Genomic DNA, 11,512 nt, shown 5'->3' with positions numbered 1-11,512 from the left:
GAGGATAAATGGAAGACTTAGCCACACTTGAAAAGAAAACCATCGACGCTTTTATGGCGGGCGACTACCAAAAATCCAGGGATATGTGTTACAAGCTCATCAAGCTCGCACCCCACGATCCACGCTATTTTATCCATCTGGCCGAGTGCCATCAAAAACTGGGCGAATTGGGCCTGGCTGAAAAGTGCAGAACCATGGCTCAAGCCATGTCTTCGGTGGAGGCGCTGGGAATGACACAGACGGCACCCCTGCCGCTGGTTGGAGCAGAAGCTGCGCCGCCGACCGCGGCGAGCTACTCTGGCGGCGGTGCGGGAACCGGTCAATGGGCACCCCAGCCTCAGCCCGCACGCAGAAACTCAGCATGGATCGTGCTCAGCTCAATATTAGCCGTGGCTTTGATTATGCTCGGCGTATTTTACGCGCAGGGTGTTGGTAAGCTCAATGACGCTAATGCCCACATATACAACCTGGAAACGCAACTGGCAGAAGAGAAAGCCACCGTCGCCAGCCTCGAGGTTCAGCTCTCCGCCGAGAAGGCCACGGTCGCCAGTTTACAAACACAACTGACCGCCGAGAAGGCTAATGTGGCCGACCTGAAAACCAGGCTAACTGCGTCAGAAGGCAAGGTAACCAGCCTGACCGCCGACCTGGCTGCGGCTAACTCCAAAGTTGCGTCCACCCAGGCCAGCCTTGCTAAGGCCTACGCCGATCTGGCTGTATCCGCATCTAGCTTGAAACAGGTACAGGACCCGCGGCATTTCAACACGCTCGCCGAGTTGCAAACCTGGTTGGCCAAAGATGATACCAACACCAATCCTGCGTATACGGCTTCTTCATCATATGCGAAAGCTTTCATTCTGCAGGTAAAAGCCCTGCGTGACGGCTATTTGCTACCCGCTTGCCTGGACTGGGATGCTACCTACATATACTCGTGGAACGCGGCGGTTGTAGGAGGAGTGGCAGTGTCGGTAAACGCCAGCACGGATGTAATTACGACCGGGCCGACTTTCGGCAGTCCGCCGCCCTCCCATCCCCTGCCCATGCCTTAGTTTCGATTCTAACGACGAGGGGGGGCGACTTAGTCGCCCCCCTTTTTTATTGTTCTCCACTTATAGTTCATAATATCTATTTGGATTACGGATTTTTCGTGTATAATATTCCCTGTCTGCTTGAATGCAACAAAACAAAGGAGGAGTAAATCAAGTGATCGATTACCAGGCTACCCCCACACCCCCCGCCAAAAAGACGGGCGGCAATCCGCTCATGCTCATCGTCTCGGGCGTTCTCGCAGTGGCGCTCATTGCCGTGGGCGTGTTATACGTCATGGAAATGGGCAAGTTGAACAAGGCCAACGAGAATATCACAACCCTCGAGGCCAACGTCAGCAGCTTACAAGGACAACTGGCCACAGAGAAGGCCAACGTTGCCAGTCTCCAAACCCAACTGGCCACGGAAAAAGCTAACGTGGCTACCCTGCAAACGCAACTGACTACAGCCAAATCCGACCTGACTGCGTCGCAGGCGAAAGTTACCAGTCTGACCGCCGACCTTGCTACTGCAAACGGCAAAGTAACCAGTTTGACAGCCGACCTGGCGACGGCCAACGGCAAAGTCACCACAACCCAGGCCAGCCTGGACAAGGCCAATACCGACCTGGCCGCATCCAAGGCCACGAATACCACCCTTCAGACACAACTCACCGCCATACAGGCAAAATACCCTTTAAAGGATTTCCCGGACTATGCCACATTGAATACATGGGTTAAAGCGCACATTCAACCATACTCTGCTACATATGCACAATGGTATGTTAACGCAATGAAGGTTCAGACAGCAGCCATGAATGATGGATACTTCGTATCGACGGTTTATTATCCCAACACAGGCCAGGAGGTAATTAATATAGCGTTAGCCGGGACAACACTATATTGGTTTGACCCGGAAATTGGAACAATTTACAGTTACCTAACATCACTCGGACCAATAAGCAGATAAGAACGATAGAAACCGAAGGGTAGAGCTATACCGCCAGTACACTATCAAGCATAATATCTGAATGGAAGAGGGAGTGCTAATCACACTCCCTCTTTTTTACCGCATAAAGCCTGATTAAATTAACGCTTTTAGCTCGATGACCTGTTCTCGCGATGGGCCGCAGCAGGCCATATTCACCGAACATCCCATCAGTTCCTCGATGCGCTTGACATACTTCTGCGCCTCTTTGGGCAAATCCTTAAAGCGGCGCACGTGGGTAATGGGTTTGCCCCAGCCAGACAGTTCCTCATAAATTGGCCTGCATTTTTCCAAGTCTGCGACGCTGGCAGGGAAATAGTCGATGCGCTTGCCGTTAAGCTCGTAACCCGTGCATATCTTCAAAATGGGAATGGTGTCGAACACGTCCAGCCTGGTGAGCGCCACGCCGGTCAGGCCGTTGATGCGGCAACTGAAACGCGCGGCCACGGCATCGAACCAGCCGATGCGTCGCGGGCGTCCCGTGGTGGTGCCGTACTCATGCGCGATTTCGCGGATTTTTTGCCCGGTTTCATCCTCAATCTCAGTAGGCATGGGACCGTTGCCGACGCGCGTGCAATACACCTTAAAAATGCCCAGCACGCGGTCTATGCGGTTGGGCGCGATACCGGCTCCCAGGCATCCCCCAGCGGTAAGCGGGGAAGACGACGTGCCGTAGGGATAGGTGCCGAAATCGGGGTCGAGCAGTGCCCCCTGCGCGCCTTCCAGGATGACCAGTTGTTTCTTTCCCAGAGCCTGGTCGAGCAAAGCGGCTGTATCTTTAATAAACGGGGAAAGAAAGTCCGCATACTCGCAATACTTAGAGTAGATTTCATCCAGAGATATGGGAGGCACGCCATATACCTTTGTAAAAAGCGTGTTCTTGCCCTCGAGCACCATGGCCAGCCGTTCTCTAAGCGCCGCCTTGTCCAGCAAGTCGCAGGTGCGAATGCCCAAACGGCTGGCCTTGTCGGCAAAGGCCGGTCCTATACCGCGCTTGGTGGTGCCCAGGGCCTTGCCGGCGCGGGATTTTTCTTCGAGCTCGTCCAGCAGGATGTGATACGGCATTACCAGATGCGCCCGGTCGCTGATGGCCAGGCGGCTGGTGTCCACGCCGGACTTGTTGAGCCCGGCGATTTCACTCATAAGCACGGACGGATTAATGACTACGCCGTTGCCGATGACGCACAATACGCGACTTGAAAAAATGCCGGCGGGCACCAGATGCAGCTTGAACTCCCCGAGATGATTGATAACGGTGTGGCCGGCGTTATCGCCACCGGAAAAGCGCACCACTACATCGGCTTTCTCGGCAAGCTGGTCCACCACCTTGCCTTTGCCTTCATCTCCCCATTGGCCGCCGACTATCGCTAGAACAGGCATGACTTCCCCCTTTTCTTGACCCCTCAAACCACCAGCATCATATCGATTTTTTTATCATTTTTCCGGCCGCAGCTTGCGCCAGACAATAAATAATCTCTGGGCTGCCGTGATAAGGCTCAACGCCGACACGACGGACAGGGCAATGATAAGCTGGTTGAATATGAGCCCCAGCGCTATGACGATGACGCGCTCGGTGCGCGTGAACCAACCCTCTGAGCATGCGACTCCCATGCCTTCGGCGCGGGCGCGGATATAGCTCACGGAAAACGAAAATATTAAAGCGGCTCCTGCCAGCACAGCACCTGGTGCCGAGCCGTCGCGAGCGAAAACAAAAATAACTCCGAGTAGCACCACTCCTTCGGAGAGGCGGTCCAGGGTGGAATCCAGCACCGCGCCGAACCGGCTGACCCTCCTCGTCTGGCGTGCCAGAGCGCCGTCAAAAGTGTCCATCAGGCCGGCCACCAATACGCCGATGCCACCCCACAACAGATGGTGCGCGGCAACGAGGGCGGCTGCCCCGCAGGCCAGCAGAAAGCCCAGCCAGGTGAGGAAATCAGGCGTGAACGGCATGTGCGCCAGCAGCCTCGCTACCGGAGTGGTAAAGCGCACGGAAATACTTCTGCGCCAGTTAGGATCAGACATGTTTCAATCCTGTTAGACCGGTGTCCCGGCTGAAATTTTACTAGGAGCGCACGCTTTTGACGTATCGGCCAGCGGAGAAACCTGCTGGTAGTAATCCAGAACTCGGCGAGCGACCAGCGGCCAGTCATAACTCTGTACGGTTTTCAATCCGTTTGCGCCAAGCTTACCGCGCAATGAACCGTCTTCGATGAGACGCTTCAAGGCTTCCGCCAGCGCCTTGATGTTCTTCGGCGGGACCAGCAGCCCCTGCTCGCCGTGCGTTACCACGGAGGCATAACCGTCGTTGGAAGTAGCCACGATGGGCTTACCCAGCGCCATGGCTTCCAGAAGTACAATACCGAAGCTCTCCTTGCCGGTAGCCGGAGCGCAGAATATGTCCGCCGTCTGGTAGTAGCGCGGCAGTTCCTCATAGGGGACGCCCCCGGTAAAAACCACGTCTTTAAGACGGCTGAACCTGACTTTGAATTCGTACCTGCGGCGCAAATTTACGCCGGGGCCGACGATAATCAGGCGGATGTTGGGATATTTCTTTTTCAGCCTGGCGTAAGCATTCAGGAGATAGTTGCACCCCTTGCGTTTTTCCAGCCGACCGACGAATAGAATATTTATCTTGCCGTCGTCGTAACCGGGCATGGGTTTGACGCCCGGATGAAAACGCTTGAGGTCAACCCCGTTGGGTATTACGGTGAATTCGCCGTCGACGTACTTGCTGGCATAGGCCTTGGCCGGCGTGGAAACGGCAATGCGCCCGGCGAGTTTGCGGTTACGGCGTTTGAGCAGGATGGTTGTAATCGGCCAGCCTAACTCATAGCCTGGGCTGCCGGAATAGGCATGAAAGGTGCCTATATTGATGCCGCTTGAAAAACGCAGCACGGCGCTGCACAGCATGGGCATAAACGGCTCGTGCAGGTGCACCACATCGAACTTTTCACTCTTGAGTACGCGCTTGATGTCCGGCGCCAGATGCAGCGACAGGCTGATGCGGCTGATGGAGCCGCTGCTGGGTACCGGGCGCGGTTTGCCTATCGGGATAAAGCGGTTTCCCAGCGCGGCCACTTTTTTACGTGAAGCGGGAGCGATTATGCGAACGTCATGTCCCAGCCTGGTGAACTCTTCGTCCAGGGCGCGGATGTGGTTGATTACCCCACCGGGATGGGCAAAATCATAGGGCGATATCAGCGCTATCTTCATCCGTGCCGCCAGCCATCGGTATGCGGTCTGGTTGTGCCCGAATCGCTCAGGATTTGGACGAAGCCTCTGCGGATTTGGCGGGTTTCGACAACTCCGTGATATATGCCTGCACCATGCTGTGTGCCTCGTCGTCGGTGTATTGCACCGGCGGAGATTTCATGAAGTAGGACGACGGAGCGGTGAGAGCGCCCTTGAGGCCGCGGTCGAGCGCCAGCTTGGCGCAGCGGATGGCGTCGATGACCACGCCGGCCGAGTTAGGGCTGTCCCATACCTCGAGCTTGGTTTCCAGTAGCAACGGCACATCGCCGAAGGTGCGGCCTTCCATGCGGATGTGGCAGAACTTGCGATCCAGAAGCCAGGGAACGTAATCCGAGGGGCCGACATGCACGTCGTCGGGGTCCATCTTGTAGTTGAGCTGCGAGGTGACAGCATTGGTCTTGGATATTTTCTTGGATTCCAGGCGCTCGCGTTCCAGCATGTTGAGGAAGTCGGTATTGCCGCCGAAGTTGAGCTGGTAGGTGCGCTCCAGCTTGACGCCGCGGTCCATGAAAAGGCGGGTCAGCACGCGGTGCACGATGGTGGCGCCCACCTGGCTCTTGATGTCGTCGCCGATGATGGGCAGGCCCTTACTTTCAAATCTCTGCTGCCAGTATTTTTCGCGGGCGATGAAAACGGGGATGCAGTTTATCATGGCGCAGCCGGCTTCGAGTATCTGTTCTACATACCACTTGGTGGCTTCCTCGCTGCCCACCGGCAGGTAGTTGATGACCACGTCGGTCTTGGTCTCTTTGAGGATTTTAACGATGTCGGCGGTGGGGCCGGGGGCTTTCTCGATTATCTGGGAGAGATACTTGCCCAGCCCGTCGTGCGTCATACCGCGCTCGACCTTGACGTTCAGGCTGGGAACGTCGGCGAACTTGATGGTGTTATTGGGTTTGGTGAAGATGGCCTGCGAAAGGTCTTTGCCCACTTTATTCTTGTCGATATCGATAGCGGCCACGAAATTGATATCGCTGATGTGATAGCCGCCCAGGTTGACATGCATCAGGCCAGGGACAAAATCGACATCCTTGGCCTTCTTGTAGAAAGTGACGCCCTGCACCAGCGAGGAGCAGCAGTTGCCGATACCGATAATGGCAACGTTAATTTTTCCCATCTATGATTTACCTCCTGAACAATAAGATTTCAGGACTGACGCCTGAAATAAGAAGACAATACGTAACTGGCAACCTATGAAATATACCCGTTAGCAGGTTGAATGTCAAGGGTTTGGCCTGTTTTCAGGCGCGACTTGAGGCTGATGGAATACCTTTTGCGGACGCCAAAGACTGCTGAGCGGCTCGAACACAAGGAGCGCGATAAACGTCCCCTCTTTATCATAAGCCCTCATCCGGGACGTATCCCCGGGAATATCGAGGGGCAATCCTACGCCGCAGTGCACCGCTGTTACCTGTTCCTCATTGAGGATGACCTTTTTCCAACGGGACAGAACGACATCCATCGGCTGCAACGCGTCGCTCAGTCTTCGGGAGGCAGCCAATTCTTCCAGTTGTTCGAGCGTGACCGCATCCTTTATGTCAAACGGGCCATAGGCGGTGCGTATGAGGCCTTTGAGATGCGCCCCACAACCGAGCGCCACCCCCAGGTCGTGCGCCAGCGAGCGGATATAAGTTCCCTTGCTGCATTCTACATCCAGCGTAACGCAGGGTGGTTGAAATGAGACGATATCCAGGCGGTATATCGAGATAGGGCGGCTGTCGATTTCAACGTTTTTACCCTCACGGGCCAGTTTATACATAGGCTGGCCTTGATGTTTGAGCGCGGAATACACCGGAGGGACTTGAAGAATCTCCCCTCTGAATTTTTCAAGAGACGCTTCGACGCTCTCAAGCGTAATATTTGATGTATCGGAAGTGTGCGTGATTTTGCCTTCGGCATCGTAGCTTTCGGTGGAAACACCGAGTTCGACAACAGCGCGGTAATCCTTGGAATACTCCATGAGGTATTCGGCCACGCGGGTTGCCTGGCCGAGGAAAACAGGTAAAACTCCCGAGGCCAGAGGGTCGAGAGTGCCGCCATGTCCTGCTTTGGGTGCATGGGTGAGGCTCTTGACCCTGGCAACGACTGAGAAAGAGGTGGGGCCTGAAGGCTTGTGGATATTGAGAATACCGTCCATTATAAAACCCTAAGCACCAAGCACCAAATTCTAAATAAATTCAAATGAACAAATGTCTGAATCTTTGAATTTTGAACTTTGATATTATTTAGGATTTAGATATTGGGATTTAGAATTTACTTTTCAGCGGGCGGTTTGACCTTGTCCAGCAGTTCGAGGATGTGCGCGCCGTGCTCGATGGATTCATCCCATTGGAAATCCAGATCGGGAACTACACGCATCCGTAAATTCTTGGCAAGCTCGCCACGCAGAAACCCGGCGGCGCTGCGGAGGGATGCCAGGACGGCATCTTTTTCCTCCAGCCCCCCCAGGCTGCTGACGAAGACTTTGGCATATTTCAGGTCGGGAGCGATATCGACCTCGGTGATGGAAATCAGCCCCGTTGAAAGCCGGGGGTTTTTTACCTCAAGGCGCAACAGGTCGCTCAACTCGTGTCTCAGCAGGCTATTGAGCCGCTCCAGACGATAAGCCATTTAAATAGCCACCTTCTCTTTGCGGTAAAATTCCAGGACATCGGCCACCTGGAAGCTGTTGAAGTTGTTGAGGCCGATGCCGCACTCGTAGCCGGTGGCCACCTCGCGCACGTTTTCCTTGAAACGCCTCAGGCTGAGAACGGTGGTATCGGCGACAACCTTGTCGCCGCGTTTGACCCGCACCTGAGAGTCGCGGCGGATCTTGCCCTCGGTAACGTACAGGCCGGCGATCTGCGTCTTCTTGGCGCCGGGGAAGACCTCTTTGACCTGGGCGCGCCCGTCAATAACCTCTTTAAACTCGGGTTCGCGCAGACCTTTGAGCGCCCTCTCGACATCGTCGATAAGCTCGTAAATGATGAGATACTGGCGGATGTCGATGCTCTCTGAATCGGCCAGTTTCTGAGCGTTGGACTCTACGCCGGTATTGAAGGCGATGACTATACCCTTGGAGGCAATGGCCAGGTTGACATCATTTTCATTGACGTTGCCGCTGGCGGCATGAACGATGTTGACCTTGATTTCGGAGGTGCTGAGGCGCTCCAAAGAGTTTTTGATAGGTTCCATGCTGCCCTGCACATCCACTTTCAAAACAACAGGTAATTCTTTGACCTGGCCGGCGTTAATCTGGTCGAAAAGATTGGAAAGGTTGACAGGCTTGGCCACCTGCGCCGTTTCTTTCATGTGTTCTTCTTCCAGCACCCTGGCCTGACGCTCGCCAGTGACTACGGTCAGGGAGTCTCCTACCTGCGGCACGCTGTGAAGCCCCAGGATTACCACGGGGGTGGCCGGAACTGCTTTCCTGAGCTGCTTGCCGGCATCGTTGAACATGGCCTTGACCTTGCCCGATGTAGTCCCCACCACCACCATATCGCCGGTGCGCAAAGTGCCGTCATGCACCAGCACGGTGGCCAGCGGCCCCTTGGTCTTGTCCATGCGGGCTTCGATGACGACGCCTTTGGCAGGCACGGCGGGATCGGCGCGCAGATTTTCCATTTCGGCTACCAGGAGGATGTTTTCCAGCAGTTCTTCTATGCCCTGCCGGGTTTTGGCGGAAGTAGGCACGGCAATGGTCTCGCCGCCCCACTCCTCGATTACCAGTCCGGCTTCGGCCAGCTGCTTTTTAACCACATCCGTGTTGACACCGGGCTTGTCCATCTTGTTGATGGCTACGATGATGGGTACTCCGGCTGCCCTGGCGTGAGCTATGGCTTCCAGCGTTTGCGGCATGACGCCGTCATCCGCCGCCACCACCAGGACGGTGATATCGGTCACCTGGGCGCCGCGAGCGCGCATGGCCGTAAAAGCCTCATGGCCCGGGGTATCCAGAAAGGTTATCTTTTGTCCCTTGACTTCCACCTGATAAGCGCCGATGTGCTGTGTAATGCCGCCGGCCTCGCCTTCCATGACGTTCGACTGGCGGATGGCGTCCAGGATGCGCGTCTTGCCGTGGTCCACATGCCCCATGATGGTGACCACCGGCGGACGGGGTTTCAGGTTGCCGGATTCCTCAGCCAGTTGCTGCTGCTTTTTAATCTCGGAGATAACGCTGGCCTTGCGCGCTTCCTGCGCCTGAGGATGAACGTCGAAACCCAGACCCGCGGCCACCCTGGCCGCCATTTCGTAATCGATCACCTGGTTGATGTTGGCCATCAATCCCTGCCGCATCAGCTGTTTGATAATATCGACAGGCGTGGATTTAAGCATATCTGCCAGTTGCCGGACGCTAATGGTACGCGGCAGTTCCAGCCTGGGTAATTCAGACCCGGCGGTAACCTGTTTTTCAGCCTCAGCCACTAGCCACCCCCTATCAGGCTCCGGCCTTCGGCCAGCAGCCTCTCACGCTCGTCAGGAGCGATGTTGGTTTTCAGCACGTAATCCAGACGATTGCTATTCAGGCACGCCTGCCAGCAATCGGGATTGGAGCAAATGTAGGCTCCACGTCCAGCCAGCCGCCCGCGCGGGTCGATGCCCACCTTCCCATCGGGAAGCCGGACGATGCGAGTCAGCTCGCGTTTGTCCTTTACCTGTCGGCATGACACGCAGGTCCGCTGGGGGGCACGCCGGCTAGATTTCTTCGTCTGTGTCATAAATATCCGAGCCGCGGCGCGCTTTCTTCAAGCGTATGCCGTCTTCGGCGGTTTCCTTGCCAGTCTTCTTTTTCTTTTTCTTGTCTTTGCTGGCAGCTTCCGGCGTCACGACTGCCGGTATCAGGATGTCCTCGGCAAAGCGCAGCCCCTTGGCTGCCCTGGCAGGGGCAGCAGTGGTGACGCCAGCCAGTACTGGCGCTGGCTCGGCCGCTACAGCCGCGGGTTCCTCGCCAGTCTCAGCCCTTTCTGCGGCGACTTTGGCGGCTTTGACCGTCTCAACCTCAGCCTTTTCTTTCTCAGCGTCGGTGGCGCTCTTGATATCGATACGCCAGCCGGTCAGCTTAACCGCCAGGCGCACGTTCTGGCCTTCCTTACCGATGGCCAGTGAAAGCAGCCTGTCCGGAATGACGGCAATGGCGGATTCGCGTTTTTCGTCAACTTTAACTGCCACTACCTGTGACGGTGAAAGAGCATTGGCAATAAAGATGGCGGGGGCGGGGTTCCAGTTGACCACATCTATCTTTTCGCCGCCCAGTTCGCTTACGATGTTCTGGATGCGAATGCCGCGCAGGCCCACGCAGCAACCTACGGCGTCCACGCCTTCCTGCTTGGCGGCTACTGCCACCTTGCTGCGGAAACCAGCTTCCCTGGCGACGCTTTTTATTTCCACAGTGCCGCTGAATATCTCCGGCACTTCCAGTTCCAGCAGCCGTCTCAACAGGTTGGGGTGCGAACGCGAAACAATGAGCATCGGCCCCCTGGCGGACTGCGCCACCTCTACCAGATAGACGCGCAGTCTCTGCCCGGCCCTGTAGTGTTCGGCGGGAGACTGCTCGGTGGAGGGCATGACCGCCTCGGTGCGGCCGAGGTCGATGAAAACCTGCTTTGGCTCGACCCGTCGCACCACGCCTGAAACTATATCACCGGCCTTGCCGGAAAACTCGTCGAAAATAGCGCTGTGCTCGGCCTCGTGCAGCCGCTGCAGGATGACCTGCTTGGCCGTCTGGGCCGCGATGCGCCCGGCGTTCTGCGGTGTGGACTCGACGTTGATGATGTCGTCCACCTTGGCATCTTTCTTAAGTTTTTTGGCCTCGGCCAGCGTGAGTTCGGCGCGCGGGTCGGTGACCTGTTTCACCACCGTTTTTTCCGCCCAGACCTCCACCTTGCCGGTGGCAGGGCTGATTTTTACCGAGACCACCTGGTTGGGAGCAAAATTGTTTTTGCGGTAAGCTGACGCCAGGGCCGACTCAACGGCCGCCAGCACAACCTCCTTGGAAAGACCCTTTTCCGCCGATAATTGCGTGATGGCTAGCAAGAAATCGCTTTTCATCTCTTATCCAGACCTCCAGCATCTCTGTTTGCCATACAACAAAAAAGTGGGCTTGAACCCACTTCCGTGCCCATCTTATACTATGTTAAGTATAGCACAGTCCGATATGACATGCAATAGTACGTTGTATTCTCCGTAAATATCCGACAGTCTTACCTCCTGTCGGCAATGTTTAATGGAGTCCTCATCCCCAGGCCCAGGTGTGGCCTGTGGTAATGAT

11 protein-coding genes are annotated in these 11,512 nt (G+C 55.8%); 2 read left to right on the top strand and 9 right to left on the bottom strand.

Annotation, left to right across the window (positions count from 1 at the left end):
• Positions 1-8 precede the first annotated feature (8 nt).
• Positions 9-1,049: a hypothetical protein gene (locus C4542_07505; GenBank protein ID RJO60970.1), complete on the top strand. Its 1,041-nt coding sequence runs from the start codon at positions 9-11 to the stop codon at positions 1,047-1,049.
• 154 nt (positions 1,050-1,203) lie between these two features.
• Positions 1,204-1,995 carry a hypothetical protein gene (locus tag C4542_07500; protein ID RJO60969.1) on the top strand — a complete coding sequence of 264 codons (792 nt, stop codon included), beginning with the start codon at positions 1,204-1,206 and terminating at the stop codon, positions 1,993-1,995.
• A 114-nt stretch (positions 1,996-2,109) separates the two neighbouring features.
• Here C4542_07500 and C4542_07495 read toward each other — a convergent pair whose 3' ends face one another.
• The 9 genes from C4542_07495 to nusA all read right to left on the bottom strand — a co-directional run bounded on the left by C4542_07495 (position 2,110) and on the right by nusA (position 11,292).
• Positions 2,110-3,393 carry an adenylosuccinate synthase gene (locus tag C4542_07495; GenBank protein RJO60968.1) on the bottom strand — a complete coding sequence of 428 codons (1,284 nt, stop codon included), beginning with the start codon at positions 3,391-3,393 and terminating at the stop codon, positions 2,110-2,112.
• 54 nt (positions 3,394-3,447) lie between these two features.
• On the bottom strand, positions 3,448-4,035 hold the full coding sequence (locus C4542_07490) for a CDP-alcohol phosphatidyltransferase family protein (protein ID RJO60967.1): 588 nt from the start codon (positions 4,033-4,035) through the stop codon (positions 3,448-3,450).
• A gap of 12 nt (positions 4,036-4,047) precedes the next feature.
• Positions 4,048-5,226: a glycosyltransferase family 1 protein gene (locus C4542_07485; protein ID RJO60966.1), complete on the bottom strand. Its 1,179-nt coding sequence runs from the start codon at positions 5,224-5,226 to the stop codon at positions 4,048-4,050.
• A gap of 46 nt (positions 5,227-5,272) precedes the next feature.
• Complete coding sequence (locus C4542_07480; protein RJO60965.1) at positions 5,273-6,382, bottom strand: inositol-3-phosphate synthase; 1,110 nt, start codon at positions 6,380-6,382, stop codon at positions 5,273-5,275.
• A gap of 105 nt (positions 6,383-6,487) precedes the next feature.
• The gene (gene truB / locus C4542_07475) at positions 6,488-7,402 is read right to left on the bottom strand and encodes a tRNA pseudouridine(55) synthase TruB (protein ID RJO60964.1); all 915 of its coding nucleotides are present in this window, start codon (positions 7,400-7,402) and stop codon (positions 6,488-6,490) included.
• A gap of 116 nt (positions 7,403-7,518) precedes the next feature.
• Entirely contained in the window at positions 7,519-7,875 is a 357-nt protein-coding gene (gene rbfA, locus C4542_07470) for a 30S ribosome-binding factor RbfA (GenBank protein RJO60963.1), read from the bottom strand.
• Entirely contained in the window at positions 7,876-9,669 is a 1,794-nt protein-coding gene (locus C4542_07465) for a translation initiation factor IF-2 (protein ID RJO60962.1), read from the bottom strand.
• Positions 9,669-9,962: a YlxR family protein gene (locus C4542_07460; protein RJO60961.1), complete on the bottom strand. Its 294-nt coding sequence runs from the start codon at positions 9,960-9,962 to the stop codon at positions 9,669-9,671. Before C4542_07460 ends, C4542_07465 begins: the two co-directional genes overlap by 1 nt.
• A complete protein-coding gene (nusA, locus tag C4542_07455) occupies positions 9,940-11,292 on the bottom strand; it encodes a transcription termination/antitermination protein NusA (GenBank protein RJO60960.1) in 1,353 nt (450 codons plus the stop codon). The genes C4542_07460 and nusA overlap by 23 nt, the downstream gene beginning before the upstream one ends.
• Between the last annotated feature and the right edge of the window lie 220 nt (positions 11,293-11,512).

This window comes from Dehalococcoidia bacterium (genome assembly GCA_003597995.1).
In the GTDB taxonomy this organism is placed as follows: domain Bacteria; phylum Chloroflexota; class Dehalococcoidia; order Dehalococcoidales; family UBA1222; genus SURF-27.
This window is presented reverse-complemented; position numbering and strand designations above follow the sequence as displayed.

Bases quoted from the DNA above. Each gene is read 5' to 3' on its own strand.
- C4542_07460 (RJO60961.1), bottom strand. From the start codon at position 9,962: ATGACACAGACGAAGAAATCTAGCCGGCGTGCCCCCCAGCGGACCTGC.
- nusA (RJO60960.1), bottom strand. From the start codon at position 11,292: ATGAAAAGCGATTTCTTGCTAGCCATCACGCAATTATCGGCGGAAAAG.
- C4542_07485 (RJO60966.1), bottom strand. From the start codon at position 5,226: ATGAAGATAGCGCTGATATCGCCCTATGATTTTGCCCATCCCGGTGGG.
- truB (RJO60964.1), bottom strand. From the start codon at position 7,402: ATGGACGGTATTCTCAATATCCACAAGCCTTCAGGCCCCACCTCTTTC.
- C4542_07490 (RJO60967.1), bottom strand. From the start codon at position 4,035: ATGTCTGATCCTAACTGGCGCAGAAGTATTTCCGTGCGCTTTACCACT.
- rbfA (RJO60963.1), bottom strand. From the start codon at position 7,875: ATGGCTTATCGTCTGGAGCGGCTCAATAGCCTGCTGAGACACGAGTTG.
- C4542_07495 (RJO60968.1), bottom strand. From the start codon at position 3,393: ATGCCTGTTCTAGCGATAGTCGGCGGCCAATGGGGAGATGAAGGCAAA.
- C4542_07480 (RJO60965.1), bottom strand. From the start codon at position 6,382: ATGGGAAAAATTAACGTTGCCATTATCGGTATCGGCAACTGCTGCTCC.
- C4542_07505 (RJO60970.1), top strand. From the start codon at position 9: ATGGAAGACTTAGCCACACTTGAAAAGAAAACCATCGACGCTTTTATG.